The following is a 21,586-nucleotide window of genomic DNA, read 5'->3' as shown; positions in this document are numbered from 1 at the left end:
AGACCTTGTCATTCCCGCTTCGGTTCGCCGATTTCAGCGGGGGTCAACACCATCGCTGTCATATTGCAGATAAATGTCGCAACGATGTCGCTGTGGGCTCGCTTTTGTAGGCCGGATAAGGCGAAACCACCATCCGGCAATTGTGTCGCGGAGGTAATGCCGGATGGCGCGTACCGCTTATCCGGCCTACGCCGTTTCAGCGGCTTCATTCATTTAGGCCGGATAAGCGCCAGCGCCATCCGGCAATCTGCGAGGAACTTACCCCGCTTTCTGCTGCACCTGATGCACGCCGATATAGCGCTCGTAGCGGTTCGCTTTCAGGCGCGTTAAATCCACCAGCACCAGGCCATCGACGCAGTTATTGAAATCGGGATCGCTGCCGAAGTCGATAAACTGCACGCCGCCGGGCTCGCCCAGCTCGGAATACTGTTTATAGAGCGGGGGAATACCGCAGCCGAGATTACCCAGCAGCGATTTCAGCCGGGTCAAATCTTCGGTGTAATCCTCGCCGGTAAACTGCGCCAGCACCTCGGGCAGGGTGGCGGGGCAGGGGCGGCGCGACGACGCCAGCGGCCAGGCGGCGGGGAACCAGAGGCGATAGAAAGCAATCAGCAGATCGCGCGCCGCAGGCGGCAGGCCGCCGGAGATGGAGACCGGGCCAAAGAGATAGCGGTACTGCGGGTAGCGCGCCAGATAAGCGCCAATCCCCGACCAGAGATAATCGAGCCCGCGACGTCCCCAGTAGCGCGGTTGAATAAAGCTGCGCCCCAGCTCAAGACCCTCGCGCAGCACCTCCGCCATACGCGCGTCGTAGTGAAACAGGCTATGGCTATAGAGCCCCTCCGGCCCCTGCTCGGCGATAAGCTGCGCCGTCGGCATAAAGCGGTAGGCGCCGACAATCTCCAGATCGGCATCATCCCAGAGGATCAGATGCAGGTAGTGATCATCGTAGCGATCCGTATCGCGCCGTTTGCCGCTCCCTTCACCCACCGCGCGAAAAGCGATCTCGCGCAGCCGCCCCAGTTCGCGCAGCAGCGGTGCATCCTCCTGACCGTTGCGCTGCCAGAGATAGATCGTTTTGCCGTCCGGCGTGCGGCCAAGGCACTCGGCGCGGCTCAGTTCGCGACGCAGGGTGGCTCTGTCTTCCGGCCGGGCGATGGCGCATTCGGTTTTGAACGTGCCGGGCACTCCCTTGCCAAGACGCAGAAGATGCTGGCGACACTTCTCGGCCAGCTCGCGCGGCGCAAGGGCGGTAGTGTGCCAGTTCTCCCAGGGAATGCGCTGACCGAGGGTGATCGGCAGGCTGCTGTTGCGGCGGCGAAACATCTGCTGCATCAACAGCAGCAGCGGCAGGGTGTCTGAGAGCAGGGCGCTGGCGTAAAACAGCGCGCTGTTACGGGCATCGATCCACGCTGGCAGCAGCGGAGCGCGGAACTTGTTCGCCAGCTTGATAAACCCGGCGTGCCAGCGTTTATCGCGAATCCCTTTGCGGGTCAGGCGCGACACTTCGCCCGCCGGGAAAAAGATCAGCACGCCGCCGGATTGCAGCTGGTTTTCCATCTGTTGCAGGGCGGCTTTGGTGGTGCGACCGCCGATATTGTCCACCGCGATAAAGAGCGAGCTTAGAGGTTCGAGGTGGCTCAGCAGGCGGTTAGTGACCACTTTGACATCGCGGCGCACGCGCGAGACGGCATACATCAGCGCCAGCCCATCCAGCGTACCGGTCGGGTGGTTGGCGATAATCACCAGCGGGCCATGTTCGGGGATTTGCTCGAGGCAGTGAGCGGGGATGGTACAGCGAATTTGCAGATGGTCGAGGACATGTTCCACCATATCCAGCCCTTTCAGGTGGCGGTGCTGGGCGGCGAACTGCTGGAACTCCTGTTCGTAAAGCAGGCGCCTGAGCAGGTTCTTTTGCCAGGGTGCCGGTCTGGCCTGCGGCCAGAGATCCTCAAGTACATTGTCGAGACTAAACATGGCGATTTCTCCTCCCGTCTTGCCGCTGACAGTAGCGGGAGAAGATGACGCTTACATTTCATTACAATGACGTTATGAGCATTTATTGCAGGCCGACGTAGGCCGGATAAGCGCAGCGCCATCCGGCGTTTTATCTCCCGCACCCATGCCGGATGGCGGCTTGCAGCCTTATCCGGCCTACATGGTCTTTACCCCGTAGGCCGGATAAGCGTAGCGCCATCCGGCATTGCAGAAGGCAGAGCGGGAAAATTAAATCAGGCCGCGTTCGGCGAGATCGAGGGCGAAATAGCTGAAGATCAGATCCGCGCCTGCGCGTTTGATGGCGCCGAGGCTCTCCATCACCACTTTATCTTCATCGATCGCACCCGCCTGGGCGGCAAACTTGATCATCGCGTACTCACCGCTCACCTGATATGCGCCCAGCGGCAGTTCGGTGCGCTCACGAATATCACGCAGAATATCGAGGTACGCCCCGGCTGGTTTCACCATCAGGCAGTCGGCGCCCTGCGCTTCGTCGATCAACGATTCGCGGATCGCTTCGCGGCGGTTCAGCGGGTTCATCTGATAGGTTTTACGATCGCCTTTCAGCGCGGTGCCCGCCGCTTCACGGAACGGGCCGTAGAAGGAGGAGGCGAACTTGGTGGAGTAGGACATGATGGCGGTATCTTTAAAGCCCGCCGCGTCCAGCGCCTGGCGAATCGCCTGCACCTGGCCATCCATCGCTGCCGATGGCGCGATAAAATCCGCCCCGGCTGCCGCAGCAACCACCGCCTGCTTACCGAGGTTCAGCAGGGTTGCGTCGTTATCGACGCCGTGTTCGCACAGCACGCCGCAGTGGCCGTGGGAGGTGTATTCACAAAAACAGGTATCGGACATCACGATCATCTCCGGTACCGTCTCTTTACAGATGCGCGACATGCGCGCCACCAGACCATTTTCCTGCCAGGCATCGCTGCCGGTGTCGTCGGTATGGTGTGAAATACCAAAGGTCATCACCGAGCGGATACCCGCTTTAGCGATGCGCTCAATTTCACGGGCGAGATATTTTTCCGGAATGCGCATCACGCCGGGCATGGCGGAGATCGCCTGGTAATCGTTCAGCTCTTCTTCAACAAAGATCGGCAGCACCAGGTCGTTTTTGCTCAGTGTTGTCTCTTCAAACAGGGCGCGCAGCGCAGGGGTTTTACGCAGGCGGCGAGGACGGGTGATTAAATCGGTCATGATATGCCTAAGATTTATGGAACAGATGGCGGCATTGTAGCCGAAAATATAACCCCCCGTTTTACCAAAATCGCCGTTAAGCCACAGGCAGGCGGCAATGCACCTGCCTGTTACTTCATCAGGAGGCGGGGACCGCCACCGGTTTATTGTTGCTCAGCTCGCTCACCAGATCGTTAACGCCGTCGCTCATATTGGTGAATTTGGTCAACGGTGAACGGGTGATCACCACGAACACGCCAACGTTATGCTGCGGCACCATCGCCATATAGGTGATAAAGCCGCCGCCGCCGCCGGTCTTCTGAATAATTCCCGGATGGCCCTCTTTCGGGGCCATATAGACCCAGCCGAGGCCGAGGGCGTCGGCTTTACCCGGTACATCCATTCCCACCACTTTCGTCAGGCGCTCGCGCGGGTAGATCAGCGTCTGCATCCGGTCGGCCTGCGTATCGCGGTGGTAGAAGTCGGAGGAGAGGAACTGCTGCATCCAGCGCATCATATCGCCGGGCGTGGAGTAGACGCCGCCGCTGCCAATCGCCGCCAGCGTGTTGTTGCACGGGCTGGCCCCTTTCTCTGCCACCATCAGCCGTTTGCACTGATCCGGCGACGGGGTAAAGGTGGTGTCCTTCATGCCCAGCGGGCGGGTAATCTGCTCTTCAAACAGCTGCGGATAGGGTTTTCCCGCCGCGCGCGCCAGCGCATCCGCCAGCAGATCAAAGGCCAGGTTGGAATACGCCGCCTGGGTGCCCGGCGCGGTTTTCAGTTTGGCGGTGGCGAGCCAGTTCCAGCGCTGCTCGCGCGTCGGCCAGACAAACACCGGGCGCACCGCTGCGCCGCCGGGCTGCTCACGCGGCAGGGCGCTGGTGTGCGTTGCGAGGTTAACCAGCGTGATCGGCGCGCCCTGGTAAGTCGGTACGCGCGCGCCAGGCGGGGCATATTTACTTAACGGATCGTCAAGGCGCACGCGGCCCTGATCGAGCAACTTCACCAGCATCTCACTGGTCATCAGCTTAGAGAGCGAGGCGATGCGCACCACCGAGTCGAGCTGCGGGCGCACATTGTTGCCGGGACGGGTTTCGCCGAAACTGCGAAAGACGCGCTGATTGCCGTCAATCACCACCATTGCCATGCCGGTCGCGCCGCTGCCATAGAAGATATGGTTGGCATAACGATCGACGATTTCAGAAGCAAATACCGGGTCGGGGGAGTGTTGCGCCGCCCGGACGCTGGTCAGGCCCAGCGCACACAACATCGCGGAGATAAGCAGACAACGTTTCAACGAAAGGATCCATTAATCACGGGGAAAGATAGAGCGTATTTATACTACTTGCGTGCCGTTGCAAAGGGGCGAAAAGCGGAATGTTTCGCCCTAATCCGTAACGCCAGGTAAATAAGAGCATTTTTTTCTGCCCGCCGCCGCTGCCGCGGGCTGTGATAAGCTCCGTTTTTCACCAAACAGGAGGCAGGCAATGGTTGCTCAACGGGTAGTGATGGTGGTCGATATGCAAAACGGCGTGTTCGCCATGCCGCGTCATCAGCGCGCGCAGTGCGTCGCGCGGATCAATCAGCTGACGGCAGTGGCAGAGACCGTGATCTTTATCCAGCATGCCGAAGCGGGCGGGCTGGAGGAGGGGAGTGAAGGCTTTGCGCTGCTGCCGGAGTTAACCCAGCCAGCGAACGCGTTTTACGTCACCAAAACCGCCTGCGACGCCTTCTATAAAACCGGGCTGGAGGCGCTGCTGCGTGAACGGGCGATCGAAAGCTTTATCATCTGCGGCTGTGCAACGGATTACTGTGTCGATACCACGCTGAAAAACGGTGCCAGCAAAGGCTTCGCGATTACCGTCGCGGAAGATGCTCACACCACTGCTGACCGCGCGGCGGCGAAGGCGACAACGCTTATTGACCACTACAACGAGGTGTGGCGCACGCTCATCGTGCCGGACAACCCGGTGCAGGTGAAAAGTGTCGATACAATTGTTTATGACTGGCAAAGCCACTAAACGGTTAACCTGAGGTCTGATTAAACGAGCCAGCGCCGCACCCGCGGCGCTTTTTTGTCGCTGGCCGCGAGCATGACACAGCACACGTCGTAAAGAATAAGAAAGACCCAGGAGAGCACTATGTTTCGTTCCTTTTTCCCCCGGCCGACGCCCTTTTTTGCCTCGGCGTTTATCTGGACGCTTCTCGCCATTGTTTTCTGGCTGGCAGGCGGCGAGCGCTGGTTGTTACACCTGACCGGCATATCAAGCGAGGTGCCAATCAGCGCCGCGCGCTTCTGGTGCCCCAACTTTCTGCTCTTCTACGCCTACTACGCGCTCTGCGTCGGCCTCTTCGCCGCCTTCTGGTCTATCTACTCGCCCCATCGTTGGCAGCGCTGGTCGATTCTTGGCACTGCGCTGATTATCTTCGTTACCTGGTTTCAGGTGGAGGTGAGCGTTGCTATTAACGCCTGGTATCAGCCCTTTTTTGATCTGATCCAAAAGGCGCTTACCGCGCCCAATACCGTGCCGCTGGAGAAGTTTTACAGCGGCAGCGGCGTCTTTTTGGGCATCGCGCTGATCGGTGTGACGGTAGCGGTGCTGAATAACTTCTTCGTTAGCCACTATGTCTTCCGCTGGCGCACGGCGATGAACGAATACTATATGGCGCACTGGCAGCAGCTGCGCCATATCGAGGGTGCCGCGCAGCGTGTGCAGGAGGACACCATGCGCTTTGCCAGCACGCTGGAGGATATGGGCACCAGTTTTATCAATGCGATTATGACCCTGTTCGCCTTTCTTCCGGTGCTGATAGCGCTCTCGCCCCACGTGCCGGAGCTGCCGCTTATTGGGCATGTTCCTTACGGGCTGGTGTTTGCCGCCATCGGCTGGGCGCTGTTTGGCACGCTGGTGCTCGGCGTGGTGGGCATCAAGCTGCCCGGCCTGCAATTTAAAAATCAGCGCGTCGAAGCGGCGTACCGTAAAGAGCTGGTCTATGGTGAAGATGATGCTGAACGTGCGCGGCCGCATACGGTGGTGGAGTTGTTTAGCGCCGTGCGTCGTAACTACTTTCGGCTCTATTTCCACTACACCTATTTCAACGTCGTGCGCATTCTCTATCTCCAGGTTGACGCGGTGTTTGGCCTGGTTATGCTCTTCCCGACGCTGGCAGCCGGGGCGATTACCTTCGGGTTGATGCAGCAGATCACCAACGTCTTTGAACAGGTGCGCAGCTCGTTCCAGTATTTGATCACCTCGTGGACCACGCTGGTGGAGTTGATGTCCATCTATAAACGTTTGCGCAGTTTTGAGCGTGAGGTCGATAATCAGGAGTTCGTTCCTGTCGCCTCTCACGGTCATTAACAAAGGAAGGTTATGTCTTACGTACCCCGTTTTAGCTGGTTGCTGGCGGCGCTGATTGTCGCCGGGTGTAGTTCGCAGGGCTCGCTCTCTGATAAAGAGGCATCGAAGGAGCCTAAAAAGGCGAAAGCGCTGGATGTCGCAAGCGTGGTGCGTAACACCATTCCCGCGAGCGTTAAAGATCGCGACGGCTGGGCTGAAGATCTGGCGACCACTTTTAAAAGCCAGAAGCTGCCGCCGACGCTGGAGAATATCTGCTCCGTATTAGCGGTGGCGCAGCAGGAGTCCAACTACCAGTCCGATCCGGTAGTGCCGGGGCTGAATAAGATCGCCTGGAAAGAGATCGACAAGCGAGCCGGGCAGCTGCACATCCCAGCGTTGCTGGTGCACACGGCGCTGAAAATCCCGTCGCCCAATGGCAAAAGTTACAGCGAGCGACTTGATAAGGTGCGCACCGAGCGCGAGCTGAGCGCGATCTTCGATGACATGATCAATATGGTGCCGATGGGGCAGACGCTGTTTGGCTCTTATAACCCGGTGCACACCGGCGGGCCGATGCAGGTGAGCGTCTCCTTTGCCGAGCAGCACACCGACGGCTACCCGTGGGAGATGTCCGGCACCGTGCGCCAGGAGGTCTTCAGCCGCCGCGGCGGATTGTGGTTCGGCACCTATCATCTGCTTAACTACCCGGCCAGCTACAGCGCACCGATCTACCGCTTCGCCGATTACAACGCCGGTTTCTACGCCAGCCGTAACGCAGCGTTTCAGAACGCAGTGAGCAAAGTGACGGGCATTAAGCTGGCGCTGGATGGCGATCTGATCCTTTATGGCAGCCGCGAAGCGGGCACCACCGAGCGTGCAGTGCAGACGCTGGGCGCGCAGCTTGCGATGAGCGATCGGGATATTCGCCGCCAGCTTGAGCGTGGCGACAGTCAGGAGTTTGAAGAGACGAAGCTCTATCGGGAGATTTATCGCCTGGCGGACAAGCGCAGCGGAAAAACGCTTCCGCGCGAGATGCTACCGGGGATTCAGTTAGAGAGCCCGAAAATCACGCGTAACTTAACCACGGCGTGGTTTGCGAAACGCGTTGACGATCGTCGGGCCGCTTGCATGGCGCGCAATTAGCGCAGATTGTGGCTACGCCAGCGCAGGACGAGGAAGATCACGCCCAGAAACGCGCTGCCGGCGATAAACGGCACAAGACCGAAAATCGTGCCTACGCCCATACCCATCTCAACGTGGGGACGGGAGACGTCCTGCGTCTGCATCAGGTGTTCAAATACGCCAGGCGCGTGCACCAGCAGGTTAAGCAACTGCGCACCTGCCCAGAAGCAGAGCAGTACGAAGACGGCGTAAGCAATATTACCCGGTCTGGAGGTGTCTCGTTTTTTCGCGCCCTTATTAAAGGGTTTGGATAGGGTAAAATCAGCCATAAGACCTCCGGTACTCGTTACTTTTAAACGCTCAGGGAAGATAGGCTCAGAGCCGTAACTCCTGGTTAGTTTGGCACCAGTCCCGCTTTGTCAACATCAGAATGGTGATAATTTCGGAGCGGGAAGGATCCCAGGGAAGCGTTTTTTGTGAGTCATCACATTTTTGTAACGTATTAATTATTTCAGTAACATTTCGGAATTACCGCACAGCACACACTCTCAACCCGCGCGCTGTGCGATGATGCGCCCTTTACCTGCTGGAGTTGTCATGAAGCTGCCTGAGAAAATTCGCCGTGACTGGCACTACTACGCGTTCGCGATCGGCCTGATCTTTATTCTCAATGGCGTGGTCGGGCTGCTGGGGTTTGAAGCTAAAGGGTGGCAAACCTATGCCGTCGGGCTGGTGACCTGGCTTTTGGGGTTCTGGCTTTCGGGGCTGATTATCCGCCGCCCCGCGCAAAATGAGGCGACGGAAAGTACCGAGTAACGCTTACTCTTGCATTGAGATCTTCAGCGCGCTGCTTTGCTGGTGGCGCTCAAGCGCCAGCTCAATCAGGCGGGTGATAAGCGCGCTATAGCTGATGCCGCTCGCCTGCCACAGTTTCGGGTACATGCTGATATTGGTGAAGCCGGGCAGGGTGTTGATCTCATTAATCACCACCTCGTTCTCCGGCGTCAGGAACACATCCACTCGCGCCATCCCTTCGCAGCCCAGCGTCTTATACGCCTCAATGGCGATCGCGCGGATCTTCTCGTTGGTCTCGGGATCGATAGCGGCCGGTACCACAACCTGCGCACCCTGATCGTCAATGTATTTGGTGTCGTAAGCGTAGAACTCGCTGTTTAGCACAATTTCACCGCAGGTGCTGGCCTGTGGCTCATCATTGCCCAGCACCGCGCACTCGATCTCGCGCCCGACGATCCCTTTCTCCACTACCACTTTTTTGTCGAAAGCAAAGGCCAGACGCAGCGCGTCAGCATACTGCGCTTCGTTGGTTACTTTGCTGACGCCGACGGATGAACCCTGGTTGGCGGGTTTAACAAACAGCGGCAGGCCGAGCTGCGCGGTCACGTCGCTAAAGCTGAAGCTGTCGCGGTTGGCGCGCGTCAGGGTGATAAACGGCGCGATGGCCAGACCGGCGTCGCGCAGCAGACGCTTGGTGACGTCTTTATCCATGCAGGCTGCGGAAGCGAGCACATCGGAGCCGACAAACGGCAGGTTGGCGAGGCGCAGCATCCCTTGCAAAGAGCCATCTTCGCCGAGCGTGCCGTGAACGATCGGGAAAATGACATCAACATTCGGCAGCGGCGAGCGGTTATCCGCCGCAATCAGTTGTTGTTCGGCGACGCCCGGCACCAGCGCCACGCTGTTGTCCGACGGATTGAGCGCGATACGCGCCGGATCGCTGGCGTTTTGCAGATAGTTCTGCGCATCGCTAATATGCCACTGCCCTGATTTATCAATACCCAGCAGCACCACTTCAAAGCGCGATGTATCCATCGCATCGACAATGTTCTTCGCCGACTGTAACGACACTTCATGCTCCGCCGATTTGCCGCCGAAGACGACCCCTACCCGCAGTTTTGCCATTTCAACAATCACTCACACTGATGAGAAAACCCATACGATATCACGTCAAAACGCACGATTCGCGGCCTTCTGCCATAATGTCTGGAGAAAAAAGAGGAGGAGAGGTGAGCGGGAAGAGCCTGATCGTAATCGCTATTCTTATCGGCGGCGTCTATGCGGGCTACCGCGCGCTGCCAGCGTGGTATAACCCTTTTGCCCCGCTTCAGCTGAGCGATCCGCCGGGGCGCATCACCCAGTTCAAACTGCGGCGTTTAACGCCTGAAGCGTGCGCCGCGTTGCTGAAGCAGGCGAATCAGCAGCGGCTTATCTCCTCCGTCGCGGTGGCGGACAGCGGCGGCGACTGCCCGTTAACCAACGTAGTGCGGGTAAAAGATTTCGGTGCCGTGAAGCTGAGCAGCAGCTTTCTGGCGAGCTGCCCGCTGGCGCTCAGCTCGGCGCTGTTTGTTGAACAGCAGGCGCGGCCATTAAGCGAAACGATGATGGGCAGCGCCTTAACGCGCATCGATCATGTCGGCAGCTACGCCTGCCGCAATATCTACAACCGCGCGGATGCGCGGCGCAGCGAACATGCCAGCGCGGAAGCGCTCGATATCAGCGCTTTCAGGCTGGCGAATGGCGAGCAGGTTTCTGTCCTGCGCGGCTGGCGGCAGACGCGTACGCAACCCTGGCTGCGCGCGATGCTGAGCGCCAGCTGCGGTTATTACGGTAATGGCCTCGGGCCGGAGTATAACGCCGCGCACGCGGATCATTTCCATCTCGGCATGCGCGGCTACGGCCTCTGTCGCTAAGCATATCGCGCTTAGCATTTGCGGTTTTTCTCCGCGCGCCTGCGCCATTCGGCGTGGGTTGAGAGATAAAACTCCAAAGTGCGGCTAAGCGCATATCTGGTAACTTCTCGCTGGCGCATTCTTGCTACCCTATGCGCCGTTTTTTTAAACCTGAGTGATTACGCGTATTTATGGAATCCTGGAAGGTCAATCTTATCTCGGTGTGGTTCGGCTGCTTTTTTACCGGGCTTGCCATCAGCCAGATTTTGCCGTTTCTGCCGCTCTACGTGGCGCAACTGGGTGTGACCTCGCACGAGGCGCTGTCGATGTGGTCAGGGCTAACCTTCAGCATCACTTTTCTCATCTCGGCGATTGTCTCGCCGATGTGGGGCAGCCTGGCGGACCGCAAAGGGCGCAAGCTGATGCTGCTGCGCGCTTCGCTGGGGATGGCGATCGCCATTCTGCTGCAGGCTTTCGCCACCAACGTCTGGCAGTTGCTTCTGCTGCGCGGCGTAATGGGGCTCACCTCCGGTTATATTCCTAATGCGATGGCGCTGGTCGCCTCGCAGGTGCCGCGCGAGCGCAGCGGCTGGGCGCTCAGTACGCTCTCCACGGCGCAGATCAGCGGCGTGATCGGCGGCCCGCTGATGGGTGGTTTTCTCGCTGACCACTTAGGCCTGCGCACGGTGTTTATCATCACCGCGATGCTGCTGATGGTGAGCTTCCTGGTGACGCTGTTCCTGATTAAAGAGGGGGGCAGGCCGAAGGTTAAGAAGGGCGAGCGGCTCAGCGGCAAAGCGGTCTTCTCGACGCTGCCCTATCCGGCGCTGGTGATCAGCCTCTTTGTCACCACCATGGTGATCCAGCTCTGTAACGGCTCGATTGGCCCGATCCTCGCACTGTTTGTCCAGTCACTGTCGCCCGATACCGCCAATATCGCCTTTCTTAGCGGGCTTATCGCCGCGGTTCCCGGCGTGTCGGCGCTGCTCTCGGCGCCCAGGCTTGGCAAACTGGGCGATCGCATCGGCACCTCGCGCATTCTGTTAGCAACGCTCGCCTGCGCGATTGTGCTCTTCTTCGCCATGTCGTTTGTCACCTCGCCATTGCAGCTTGGGATTCTGCGCTTTCTGCTCGGCTTTGCCGATGGCGCGATGCTGCCCGCCGTGCAGACGCTGCTGCTGAAGTACTCCAGCGAGCAGGTCACCGGACGCATCTTTGGTTATAACCAATCCTTTATGTACCTCGGTAACGTTGCTGGCCCGCTGATGGGTGCCTCGGTCTCGGCGATGGCTGGCTTTCGCTGGGTCTTCGCCGCCACGGCGGTGGTAGTGCTGATTAACCTGATACAGCTGGCACGCGCATTTCGCCGCGTGCGGCAACCACGCTAAACGCAGGCCGGAAATAGATCTCCGGCCTGCGCATCCTGGTTCTCTATATACTTCGCAACCCGCGACGCCGTTATTTCCCTAATGACCTTACTAACAGTGTGAATTAATGCGCAAAAATAATAGATGCATCTCCTTTGCAACTACTAAATCGAGTGCTAACTTCATGCAACATCTCAAAAGGAAATAGCGCCATGAAAAATCTCATTGCTGAGTTATTGGTCAAGCTTGCGGAAAAGGAGGAGGAGTCGAAGGAGCTGGTCGCCCAGGTTGAAGCGCTGGAAATTGTCGTCACCGCGCTGCTGCGCCAGATGGCGGCCTCGGAGCAACAGTCGCTGATCCTGAGCGTTGAAGGCGCGCTGGCAGAGGCTCTGCCGGGCGATGAAGCCTTATCCAGAGACTCTGAGCTGCTGCAACAATACGTAAAAAAGCTTTTAAGGCACCCACGCAGTTGACCCCGCGTTAGCATGTAACATCTGTCATCTCACTGTCATCTGGGCTGCCTATAGTCGCTCTGTTTTATTTTCTTTAAGTATTTGTACATGGAGAATATTAAGTGAAACAGAGCGCGTTATATCTTGCACTATTATCCCTGCTTTCCTCGCCTGCTATTTATGCAGAATCATCTGTAGCGCCGGTTCTTGAAAGCCGCGCAGCTCACGGCGATATTTCCGCGCCAGGCGGCGCACGCCGTTTGACGGGCGACCAGACTGCTGCCCTGCGTGATTCCCTGAATGACAAGCCAGCCAAAAATATTATTCTGCTGATTGGCGACGGCATGGGCGATTCCGAAATTACCGCCGCGCGAAATTATGCCGAAGGGGCGGGCGGTTTCTTTAAGGGTATCGATGCGCTGCCGCTGACCGGGCAATACACCCACTACTCGCTGGACAAAAAAAGCGGTAAGCCCGATTACGTCACCGACTCCGCCGCCTCGGCGACGGCGTGGAGCACCGGCGTAAAAACTTATAACGGCGCGCTCGGCGTCGATATCCATGACAAAGATCATATGACCATCCTTGAGATGGCAAAAGCCGCCGGTCTGGCGACAGGCGACGTCTCCACCGCGGAATTGCAGGACGCGACGCCTGCTGCGCTGATCTCCCATGTTATCTCTCGCCGCTGTTACGGCCCGACCGTAACCAGCGAGAAGTGTGCGCTTAACGCGCTGGAGAAGGGCGGCAAAGGCTCGATTACCGAACAGTTGCTGAACGCGCGCCCGGACGTGACGCTCGGCGGCGGGGCAAAAACCTTCAGTGAAACCGCCACCGCCGGTGAGTGGCAGGGCAAAACTCTGCGCGAGCAGGCGCAGGCGCGCGGTTACCAGCTGGTAAACGATGCCGCCTCGCTTGCGGCAATCAGTACAGCTAATCAGGATAAACCGCTGCTCGGTCTCTTCGCCGACGGTAATATGCCGGTGCGCTGGGAAGGGCCAAAAGCCTCTCTGCATGGCAACCTGGATAAGCCTGCCGTGACCTGTACGCCGAACCCGAAACGCACCGACAGCGTGCCGACGCTGGCGGCGATGACGGAAAAAGCGATTGAACTGCTGAGCAAAAATGAGAAGGGCTTCTTCCTGCAAGTGGAAGGGGCGTCGATTGATAAGCAGGATCACGCGGCCAACCCGTGCGGCCAGATTGGCGAAACCGTCGATCTCGACGAAGCAGTACAGAAAGCGCTGGAGTTTGCGCGTAAAGATGGCAATACGCTGGTGATCGTCACCGCAGACCACGCCCATGCCAGCCAGATCATTCCGGCAGATACCAAAGCACCGGGACTGAGCCAGGCGTTGACCACCAAAGATGGCGCAGTAATGGCGATGACCTACGGCAACTCGGAAGAGGAGTCGATGGAGCATACCGGCACGCAGGTGCGCATTGCGGCGTACGGCCCGCATGCGGCGAACGTGGTGGGGCTGACGGATCAGACCGATCTCTTCTACACCATGAAAGCGGCGCTGAGCCTCAAGTAAGGGCTGCCCGGCGGTAAATGTTTGCTGCCGGGTGGTTTTTTCGCCAATTAGGACCATCCTTAAAGGGTTCATTGACAGAAGGATGGCGCTATGAAAATCACACTCCTCGTTACTCTTATCTTCGGTGTGCTGTTTATGACGGCGTTAAGCGCCGCCGAGAAAACACTGACCCCGCAACAACAACGTATGACGCTCTGCAACCAGCAGGCTAAGGCGCAGAACCTTGGCGGCGATGCGCGCAAGAGCTACATGAGCGACTGCCTGAAGAGCACCAAAACCGAGCCGGGGCAAAAAAGCCTGACACCGCAGCAGCAGCGGATGCGCGAATGCAACGCCCAGGCGACGCAGCAATCCCTGAAAGGCGATGACCGCAGTAAATTTATGAGCGCCTGCCTGAAAAAAGCAGCGTAATCCTCCCCGCGCGGGCGTACATCGCGCCCGCCTACTCAACGCCTTTCTGCCGCTGTGTTGCTCCCCGCTTAATCTCTGCCAGGCTTAATTTGTGAGCTGTGTTGTCTTTTTTTCCTTTGCGAGTGTACGTCGCCAGACGTTACGCCCGTTTTGCCACACCAATACGGGAGCAAGAGTAATGAATTATCAATATGTTACCGACCTGAACGATCTGCCGGAAAACCAGCCGGTGAAATTCGATGTCGATGGCACCTCGCTTATCCTCATTCGCACCTTAACCCAGGTGCGCGCGTTCCAGAGCCGCTGCCCCCATGCCGGTGCGCCGCTTGAGCAGGGCGCGGTGTGCGACGGGCGGCTGGTCTGCCCGTGGCATAAAGCTAACTTTGATATCACCAACGGCGAGTGGTGCGAGCCGCTGGCGCTGCAAAATCTGAAGCAGTATCCGGTGCATATTGAGCAGAACCGCGTACTGGTTAACCCGCGCCCGCTCTCGCCGACTACCCACAACACTATTCGTGGCGATGGCCCACAAACGGTGGTGATCCTCGGGACCGGCGCGGCCGGTAGCTCGGCGGCGGTGACGCTGCGCGACGCCGGGTTTAACGGCCATCTGATGCTGATTGATAAAGAGAGCGAAGCGCCCTATGACCGTACGGCGCTGAGCAAATTTGTGCCGTCAGGCAAGATGAAGATCAGCGAAGTGCCGCAACTGCTGGATAAGGCTTTTTATGCCCAGCCGGGGGTGGAAAACATTGATCAAGAGGTGACAAAGCTTGATGCCGAAGCACATCAGCTAACGCTCGCCGACGGGCGCGAAATTACCTTCGACAAACTGCTGCTGGCGACCGGTGGACGCCCGGTCTGGCCAGAAATCGGCGGCAACCAACTGGCGGGCGTGCATGTGCTGCGTGATATCCACCAGGCGCAGACGCTGCTGAGTGAAGTGGAAGATGAGCAACAACTGGTGATCGTTGGTAACAGCTTTATCGCCATGGAGCTGGCGGCGGCGCTGCGTAACCAGGATGTCGATGTCACCGTCCTGTCGCGCCACGCGCTGCCGTTTGTGCCGCAGTTCGGCGAAGAGATTGGCCGTCACTTTATGCAGCTGCATAAGCAGAATGGCGTCAAATTTGTGACCGGCGAGCCAGCGGAGTTGCAGGGCGATAAGCACGTGCAGCGCGTGGCGCTGAAAGATGGTCGCACTATCCCGGCGCATGTGGTGGTGTTTGCTACCGGCGTGGAGCCGTCGACCGATCTGGTGGGCGATCTGCCCCACGAAGAGGATGGTAGCCTGACGGTGGATGAGTATCTGCGCGCCGCGCCCGATATCTGGGCGGTGGGCGATATCGCCACCTATCCGGCACCGGAAGGGCCTCGACGCATTGAGCACTGGCGCGTTGCGCAGCAGCAGGGGCGCATTGCGGCGTTCAATATGCTCGGGGAATCACAGCCTTTCGATCGGGTACCCTTTTTCTGGACTACCCACTTCGGCACGCGCTTTGAATACCTCGGCTATGCCCGCGAATGGGACAGCATGAAGATGCTGGGCTCGTTTGAGAATAAACGTTTTGCTGTGCTCTACGGCCAGGAGGGAATGCTGAAAGCGGTGCTGAGCTGCGGCGAGAACACCGCCACGGCGGAGCTGGTGCTGAAAATGCAGGAGCCGCTGACCATGCGTGCGGCCAGCGAACTCCTCTCGTAACGTTCGCGCCACGGTCTTATCGCCGTGGCGCTGCCTTTTACGCGCTCAGTTTTTCCGACTTCGCCATACAGGCAGCCATCGCGTCCATCACCGCGGCGCGAAAGCCCTTATCTTCCAGCACTTTCACCGCTTCGATGGTGGTGCCGCCCGGCGAGCAGACCATATCTTTCAGCTCGGCAGGATGTTTACCCGTTTCCAGCACCATCTTCGCCGAACCCATTACCGCCTGCGCAGCAAATTTATAGGCCTGCGCGCGCGGCATGCCGCCCAGCACGGCGGCATCGGCCATCGCTTCGATAAACATAAACACATACGCCGGAGCCGAGCCGCTGACGCCGACGACCGGGTGGATCATCCCTTCGGCAATCACTTCCGCTTCGCCAAAACAGCGGAAAATGGTCAGCACATCGGCGGTATCTTCGGAGGTAACCAGCGCGTTCGGCGTGATGGAGGTCATCCCGGCGTTAACTAGCGCGGGGGTGTTCGGCATCACGCGGATAATTTTACGGTCGTGGCCCAGCGCGCGCGCCAGCTGATCGAGCGTTACGCCCGCCGCGATGGAGACCACCAGCGTCTCTTTGTTCAGGCTGGAGGCGATATCGCTAAGCACCTTCACCATGATGTTCGGCTTCACGGCGCCAAAGACAATATCGGCGATCTGCGCGACTTCCTGCGCGCTCTGCGCGGCGTTAATGCCATACTCCTGTTGCAGGGCGGCGACCTTATCAGGCGTTGGCGTGTAAACCCAAATCTGCCCCGGTTTCACCTCGCCGCTGGCGATCAGCCCGCCGAGAATCGCCTTACCCATGTTACCGCAGCCGATAAAACCGATTTTCTTTTCCATCACGTCCCTCTCTGCTTGTTATTGCATGTGATTCATAGCTTAACGCGCTTTTCCGGCGAGGGCGAAAGGATCTCTGCTTTCCCCGGCGGGCAATTAAAGGGACAATGCGCCGAAACAAAAAGGAGTCACCATGGCGATATGGGTTGATGCGGACGCCTGTCCGAATGTGATTAAAGAGATTTTATTTCGCGCCGCGGAGCGGACACAGACGCCGTTAACGCTGGTCGCTAACCAGAACCTGCGCGTGCCGCCCTCTAAGGTGATCCGCGCACTTAGGGTGCCAGCAGGCTTTGACGTTGCCGATAACGAAATCGTACGCCTCTGCGCGCCGGATGATCTGGTGATCACCGCTGATATTCCGCTGGCGGCGGAGGTGATAGCAAAAGGGGCGGCAGCGCTTAACCCGCGCGGTGAGCGCTACACGGAAGCGACCATCCGCGAGCGGCTGACCATGCGCGACTTTATGGATACGTTGCGCGCCAGCGGCATCCAGACCGGCGGCCCGGACTCCCTCTCGCAGCGCGATCGCCAGCAGTTTGCCGCCCAGCTCGATAAGTGGCTGCTTGAGCGCCAGCGCCGCCAGACGCCGTAACCGGGCTTGTCAGTTTTTATCACTTCCAGTAAGGTTGCCGCTACAGGTGATGCCACAGAAACTTTACAGCCCCAACGGCTGCGCCAGAACGTTCTCTCACGCAAAATTGAGAGTGTGTAACGTTACTCTTACGCAGCACGCGCCGTTGGTTTAGTGCTATCATCGCCATCTTATTGTTGTCCCCCAACCGGGGGCCTGGAGGAACAACCTGCTCATGACGCTACCCATCTTTCTCATCGGCGCACGCGGCTGCGGTAAAACCACTGTTGGCCGGGCGCTGGCGCTGTCACAGGGCTTCCAGTTTATCGATACCGATAGCTGGTTGCAGGAAGAGGCGCAGCAGACCGTTGCGCAAATCGTAGAGCAGGAGGGGTGGGCCGGTTTTCGCGCCCGCGAAACGGCAGCACTTGAAGCCGTGACCGAACCCGCTCTGGTCGTCGCCACCGGCGGCGGCATTATTCTCAGCGACTATAACCGCCGTTTTATGCGTGAACATGGGCGCGTGGTTTACCTTTGTGCGCCGGTCGATGTGCTGGCAGGGCGGCTGGAAGCCTTTCCACAAGAGGGGCTGCGCCCGACGCTGACCGGGAAGCCGATCAGCGAAGAGGTGAGCGAAGTGCTCGCCACCCGCGATGCGCTTTACCGCGATGCGGCACACTTTGTGGTCGATGCCGCGCAGCCGCCGCTGGCGGTGGTGGCAGAAATTGAGGCGGCTTTACAGCTGGCGCGCGCCAGTTAGCGAAACGTTTGACTATACTTATCTCTCTAACCGCAAAAGGAGAATAAGCTATGCCGACTAAACCGCCCTATCCGCGTGAAGCCCGTGTTGTAGCTGTTGAGAAGGGACCCAGCGACGCGACTGTCACCTGGTATGAACTGCGCGCGGATCATCCGAAACCGGACTCATTGATCAGCGAACACCCCTCGGAGCAGGAAGCGCTGGATGCGAAAAAGCGTTACGAGGATCCCGATAAAAGCTAATCCGGCGATCCCGCCAGCATGATTTCCTGAACCTTTCAGAAAGTCGCTTGCATCACATTTTTTGACTGGCTTAATGCCAGTCACTGTTTATATTCATTGTTACTGGAATTTATTAGAACACAGGAGTGGCACATTCTCTTTACACGGCGGCGGTGCTCCATCCTCCGTCGGTTGTTGTGCAGAGAATCATAACTAAAAGCAGTTTTGAAAGGCGGAAAGCGAAAATGAGTGCGACGTTGGCGATCCTCACCATAGGTGTGGTGCCGGTAAAAGAGATCCTGCCGCTTCTGGCAGAGCATGTTTCAGAAGATCAAATCACCCATGTCAGCCTGCTGGGGAAGATGGACCCGGCACAAGTTCGTATCGATTATTGCGTAGAACCCGGCGAGACCGCCATCCCGACGCGTCTGAGCGATGACAGCCTCGGCATGGTTTCGCGCCAGAAGGTGGAGCGCGATCTGCAAAGCGTGATCGAAGTGCTCGATAACCAGGGGACGTATGACGTCATTCTGCTGATGAGCACCGCCGATATCCGCGGCTTAAATGCGCGAAATGCCATCCTGATTGAACCGCAGCGCATCATTCCCCCGCTGGTTGCCTCGATTGTTGATGGTCACCAGGTCGGCGTGATTGTGCCGGTGCCTGAGCTGATGGCACCGCAGAAAAAGAAGTGGCAGGTGCTGGAAAAAGAGCCGCTGTATGAGCTCTGCCACCCCTACCAGGCGAGCGAGACGGAGCTGATTGACGCCGGAAGAGCGCTGCTGGAACGCGGTGCTGATGTGCTGATGCTCGACTGTCTTGGCTTCCATCAGCTGCATCGCGATCTGCTGCAAAAAGCGCTGGATGTCCCGGTTTTACTCTCCAATGTGCTGGTGGCGCGCCTGGCCTCAGAACTGCTGGTATAGCCGCAGAACGGCGCAATTTCGCGTGACATCACTTAAGCCCGGCCTCTATAGTGGTTTTCCAGTCATTTCTCTATAAGGGCCTGTTTATGCTTCAAAGTAATGAATACTTTTCCGGTAAAGTGAAGTCCATTGGGTTTACCAGCAGCAGCACTGGCCGCGCCAGCGTTGGCGTGATGATGGAAGGGGAGTACACCTTCTCCACCGCGCAGCCGGAAGAGATGACGGTGGTCAGCGGCGCGCTGAACGTGCTGTTGCCAGGTGAAACCGAATGGAAAAGGCACGCCGCAGGCGAAGTGTTCAATGTCCCGGGCCACAGCGAATTCCATCTGCAGGTCGCCGAGCCGAGTGCCTATCTCTGCCGCTATCTGTAACGCTTGCGCCATCCGGCGACAAAAAAGCCCGGTAGCGCTGCGCTGACCGGGCCTGTGAAAGTGAGTCGCTAAAATCGTTAGCGCTGGGCTTCGCCGCCCAGGCCTTCCACCAGATTTTGAATCAGTGCCGCCAGCTCGCCGGTCATCAGAATAAAATCGGCATCGAAACGCTGGGCATAATCTTCCCGATCGATATCTTCATTCTGATCGCGCAGCTCATCGCTGAACTTCAGGCGTTTTACCGAGCCATCATCACAGATCATAAACTGGATGCGCTGCTGCCAGTCGAGGGCCAGCTTGGTCACCACTTTGCCCGCCTCAATGTGTACGGCGATTTCGTCACTCACCAGATCCTGCTTTTTCGCGCGGATCACGCCGCCATCTTCCAGCATTGCCTTCAGCTCGGCTTCGTCCAGCAACTGGAAACCCTGCGCCACGGTGCCGGAGCGGACCCATTCGGTGAGCGTCAGCTCAATTGGGTTTTCCATCGTCAGCGGGACAACCGGGAGAGAGCCGAGGCTTTTACGCAGCAGCGCCAGCGTATCTTCCGCTTTTTTCGCGCTGGCGCAGTCGACCATAATCAGGCCGTTGACGGTGTCGATCCACATCATCGTCTGGCTGTAGCGGCTGAAGGCGCGCGGCAGCAGCGAGTGCAGCACTTCATCTTTCAGCGCATCTTTTTCGGTTTTTTTCAATTTGCGCGCCTGCTCGGCTTCGAGGCGGGCGATTTTCGCTTCCAGCGCCTGTTTCACTACCGGCGTCGGCAGGATTTTCTCTTCTTTGCGCGCGCAGATAATAATCTGGCCGTTGTTGGTGTGGGTCAGCGCTTCGCTGTGTGAGCCCATCGGTGGAACCCAACCGGTTTTCGCCATATCCTGACTACCGCATGGCGTAAACGAGAGCGGGGCGAGCTGTTTTTCCATCTCTTCCGCACGGAGCGCCACATCGCGGCTGAGACGGTATACCATTAAATTTTTGAACCACAGCATGATTTTTTCCACGGCCTTGTCGTTAAATGCAGCGGGCATAATAGCGAATTGTCGCCGCGCTTGCATTGCTAATGCGTGGTCCACTACGAGGAGTTTGATGTGCGTATCGGTATCGATTTGGGTGGTACAAAGACAGAGATTATTGCGCTGGACGAGCGCGGCGAGACGCTGTTCCGCCATCGGCAGCCGACGCCGCGCGACTATCAGCAGACCATTGAGCTTATCGCTTCGCTGGTCGACTTAGTGGAAAAAGAGACTGGCCAGCGCGGCACGGTGGGCATGGGCATTCCGGGCTCTATCTCGCCCTATACCGGGGTGGTGAAGAACGCCAACTCCACGTGGCTCAACGGTAAACCCTTTGATAAAGATTTAAGCCAGCGCCTTAATCGTGAAGTGCGCCTTGCGAACGATGCCAACTGCCTGGCGGTGTCGGAAGCGGTCGACGGCGCGGCAGCGGGCGCGCAGACGGTGTTTGCGGTGATTATCGGCACCGGCTGCGGCTCCGGCATTGCGCTCAACGGCCATTCGCATATCGGCGCTAACGGTACGGCGGGCGAGTGGGGGCACAATCCGCTGCCGTGGATGGATGAGGATGAACTGCGTTATCGCAATGAAGTGCCCTGCTATTGCGGCAAACAGGGGTGCATTGAGACCTTTATCTCCGGTACCGGCTTTGGCACCGATTACCAGCGCCTTAGCGGCCAGGCGTTGAAGGGCAACGAGATTATTCGCCTGGTGAACGAGCAGGATGCGGTTGCCGAGCTGGCGCTGAACCGCTATGAGATGCGGCTGGCGAAATCACTGGCCCATGTGGTGAATATCCTCGATCCCGATGTGATCGTGCTGGGCGGCGGGATGAGTAATGTCGATCGTCTGTACCAGACTGTACCCGGTTTAATGCAGAAGTGGGTTTTTGGCGGCGAGTGTGAAACGCCAATCCGCAAAGCGTTGCACGGGGATTCCAGCGGCGTGCGCGGCGCGGCGTGGCTCTGGCCGCAGGGGGAGTAATGCGCCAATCGAACCGCTGAAACGGAGTAGGCCGGATAAGCGTTTACGCGCCATCCGGCAATGGGCCTGGTATGTGGCATTGGTGGAAGGGTTCCGTTC

23 protein-coding genes are annotated in these 21,586 nt (G+C 58.3%); 16 read left to right on the top strand and 7 right to left on the bottom strand.

The window, feature by feature from the left end:
- Positions 1-258 precede the first annotated feature (258 nt).
- The 3 genes from IAE48_RS23700 to ampH all read right to left on the bottom strand — a co-directional run bounded on the left by IAE48_RS23700 (position 259) and on the right by ampH (position 4,474).
- Positions 259-1,977, bottom strand: a complete 1,719-nt coding sequence (locus IAE48_RS23700) for a lysophospholipid acyltransferase family protein (protein WP_042712215.1) — start codon at positions 1,975-1,977, stop codon at positions 259-261.
- A gap of 249 nt (positions 1,978-2,226) precedes the next feature.
- On the bottom strand, positions 2,227-3,198 hold the full coding sequence (gene hemB, locus IAE48_RS23695) for a porphobilinogen synthase (protein ID WP_034812298.1): 972 nt from the start codon (positions 3,196-3,198) through the stop codon (positions 2,227-2,229).
- A gap of 118 nt (positions 3,199-3,316) precedes the next feature.
- Complete coding sequence (gene ampH / locus IAE48_RS23690; RefSeq protein WP_200135749.1) at positions 3,317-4,474, bottom strand: D-alanyl-D-alanine-carboxypeptidase/endopeptidase AmpH; 1,158 nt, start codon at positions 4,472-4,474, stop codon at positions 3,317-3,319.
- A 190-nt stretch (positions 4,475-4,664) separates the two neighbouring features.
- Between ampH and IAE48_RS23685 the strand changes: the two genes are divergently transcribed.
- From IAE48_RS23685 to IAE48_RS23675, 3 genes are all read left to right on the top strand, one after another.
- Positions 4,665-5,198, top strand: a complete 534-nt coding sequence (locus IAE48_RS23685) for an isochorismatase family protein (RefSeq protein ID WP_200135748.1) — start codon at positions 4,665-4,667, stop codon at positions 5,196-5,198.
- A 120-nt stretch (positions 5,199-5,318) separates the two neighbouring features.
- Positions 5,319-6,539 carry a peptide antibiotic transporter SbmA gene (gene sbmA / locus IAE48_RS23680; protein WP_200135747.1) on the top strand — a complete coding sequence of 407 codons (1,221 nt, stop codon included), beginning with the start codon at positions 5,319-5,321 and terminating at the stop codon, positions 6,537-6,539.
- A gap of 12 nt (positions 6,540-6,551) precedes the next feature.
- Positions 6,552-7,661: a DUF1615 domain-containing protein gene (locus IAE48_RS23675; RefSeq protein ID WP_200135746.1), complete on the top strand. Its 1,110-nt coding sequence runs from the start codon at positions 6,552-6,554 to the stop codon at positions 7,659-7,661.
- Here the strand turns inward: IAE48_RS23675 and IAE48_RS23670 are convergent.
- Positions 7,658-7,969, bottom strand: a complete 312-nt coding sequence (locus IAE48_RS23670; RefSeq protein WP_034812308.1) for a DUF2755 family protein — start codon at positions 7,967-7,969, stop codon at positions 7,658-7,660. The genes IAE48_RS23675 and IAE48_RS23670 overlap by 4 nt on opposite strands.
- A gap of 268 nt (positions 7,970-8,237) precedes the next feature.
- Here IAE48_RS23670 and IAE48_RS23665 point away from each other — a divergent pair, with 268 nt between their 5' ends.
- Positions 8,238-8,456: a DUF2754 family protein gene (locus IAE48_RS23665; protein ID WP_200135745.1), complete on the top strand. Its 219-nt coding sequence runs from the start codon at positions 8,238-8,240 to the stop codon at positions 8,454-8,456.
- Between the two features lie 3 nt (positions 8,457-8,459).
- On the opposite strand, the gene ddlA is transcribed toward IAE48_RS23665, so the two are convergent.
- The gene (ddlA, locus tag IAE48_RS23660; protein ID WP_200135744.1) at positions 8,460-9,560 is read right to left on the bottom strand and encodes a D-alanine--D-alanine ligase; all 1,101 of its coding nucleotides are present in this window, start codon (positions 9,558-9,560) and stop codon (positions 8,460-8,462) included.
- Positions 9,561-9,664: 104 nt separating this feature from the next.
- Between ddlA and IAE48_RS23655 the strand changes: the two genes are divergently transcribed.
- From IAE48_RS23655 to IAE48_RS23630, 6 genes are all read left to right on the top strand, one after another.
- The gene (locus tag IAE48_RS23655) at positions 9,665-10,348 is read left to right on the top strand and encodes an extensin family protein (protein WP_200135743.1); all 684 of its coding nucleotides are present in this window, start codon (positions 9,665-9,667) and stop codon (positions 10,346-10,348) included.
- Positions 10,349-10,518: 170 nt separating this feature from the next.
- A complete protein-coding gene (locus IAE48_RS23650; RefSeq protein WP_076769454.1) occupies positions 10,519-11,715 on the top strand; it encodes a multidrug efflux MFS transporter in 1,197 nt (398 codons plus the stop codon).
- A gap of 191 nt (positions 11,716-11,906) precedes the next feature.
- Complete coding sequence (iraP, locus tag IAE48_RS23645; protein ID WP_042712200.1) at positions 11,907-12,167, top strand: anti-adapter protein IraP; 261 nt, start codon at positions 11,907-11,909, stop codon at positions 12,165-12,167.
- Positions 12,168-12,268: 101 nt separating this feature from the next.
- Complete coding sequence (phoA, locus tag IAE48_RS23640) at positions 12,269-13,684, top strand: alkaline phosphatase (protein ID WP_200135742.1); 1,416 nt, start codon at positions 12,269-12,271, stop codon at positions 13,682-13,684.
- 90 nt (positions 13,685-13,774) lie between these two features.
- Positions 13,775-14,095 carry a phosphate starvation-inducible protein PsiF gene (gene psiF, locus IAE48_RS23635; protein WP_042712197.1) on the top strand — a complete coding sequence of 107 codons (321 nt, stop codon included), beginning with the start codon at positions 13,775-13,777 and terminating at the stop codon, positions 14,093-14,095.
- 178 nt (positions 14,096-14,273) lie between these two features.
- Positions 14,274-15,797 (top strand): FAD-dependent oxidoreductase, encoded by a 1,524-nt coding sequence (locus IAE48_RS23630; RefSeq protein ID WP_200135741.1) that lies wholly within the window; start codon positions 14,274-14,276, stop codon positions 15,795-15,797.
- Between the two features lie 37 nt (positions 15,798-15,834).
- Here IAE48_RS23630 and proC read toward each other — a convergent pair whose 3' ends face one another.
- The gene (proC, locus tag IAE48_RS23625; protein WP_042712193.1) at positions 15,835-16,641 is read right to left on the bottom strand and encodes a pyrroline-5-carboxylate reductase; all 807 of its coding nucleotides are present in this window, start codon (positions 16,639-16,641) and stop codon (positions 15,835-15,837) included.
- Between the two features lie 130 nt (positions 16,642-16,771).
- On the opposite strand from proC, the gene IAE48_RS23620 reads away from it, so the two are divergent.
- The 5 genes from IAE48_RS23620 to ppnP all read left to right on the top strand — a co-directional run bounded on the left by IAE48_RS23620 (position 16,772) and on the right by ppnP (position 19,490).
- Positions 16,772-17,233: a YaiI/YqxD family protein gene (locus tag IAE48_RS23620; RefSeq protein ID WP_023478951.1), complete on the top strand. Its 462-nt coding sequence runs from the start codon at positions 16,772-16,774 to the stop codon at positions 17,231-17,233.
- Positions 17,234-17,447: 214 nt separating this feature from the next.
- The gene (gene aroL / locus IAE48_RS23615) at positions 17,448-17,972 is read left to right on the top strand and encodes a shikimate kinase AroL (RefSeq protein ID WP_042712192.1); all 525 of its coding nucleotides are present in this window, start codon (positions 17,448-17,450) and stop codon (positions 17,970-17,972) included.
- Positions 17,973-18,022: 50 nt separating this feature from the next.
- Positions 18,023-18,214 (top strand): protein YaiA, encoded by a 192-nt coding sequence (gene yaiA, locus IAE48_RS23610; RefSeq protein ID WP_034812321.1) that lies wholly within the window; start codon positions 18,023-18,025, stop codon positions 18,212-18,214.
- A 224-nt stretch (positions 18,215-18,438) separates the two neighbouring features.
- Complete coding sequence (locus IAE48_RS23605; RefSeq protein WP_042712190.1) at positions 18,439-19,119, top strand: AroM family protein; 681 nt, start codon at positions 18,439-18,441, stop codon at positions 19,117-19,119.
- Between the two features lie 86 nt (positions 19,120-19,205).
- Positions 19,206-19,490, top strand: a complete 285-nt coding sequence (ppnP, locus tag IAE48_RS23600) for a pyrimidine/purine nucleoside phosphorylase (RefSeq protein WP_023478933.1) — start codon at positions 19,206-19,208, stop codon at positions 19,488-19,490.
- A gap of 77 nt (positions 19,491-19,567) precedes the next feature.
- Here ppnP and rdgC read toward each other — a convergent pair whose 3' ends face one another.
- Positions 19,568-20,479: a recombination-associated protein RdgC gene (rdgC, locus tag IAE48_RS23595; RefSeq protein ID WP_023478948.1), complete on the bottom strand. Its 912-nt coding sequence runs from the start codon at positions 20,477-20,479 to the stop codon at positions 19,568-19,570.
- Between the two features lie 99 nt (positions 20,480-20,578).
- Between rdgC and mak the strand changes: the two genes are divergently transcribed.
- On the top strand, positions 20,579-21,487 hold the full coding sequence (gene mak, locus IAE48_RS23590) for a fructokinase (RefSeq protein WP_200135740.1): 909 nt from the start codon (positions 20,579-20,581) through the stop codon (positions 21,485-21,487).
- Positions 21,488-21,586 lie beyond the last annotated feature (99 nt).

This window comes from Kosakonia sp. S57 (assembly GCF_016516575.1).
Taxonomy (GTDB): domain Bacteria; phylum Pseudomonadota; class Gammaproteobacteria; order Enterobacterales; family Enterobacteriaceae; genus Kosakonia; species Kosakonia cowanii.
The sequence above is the reverse complement of the archived record's forward strand: the minus strand, read 5'-3'. Positions and strand labels throughout refer to the sequence as shown.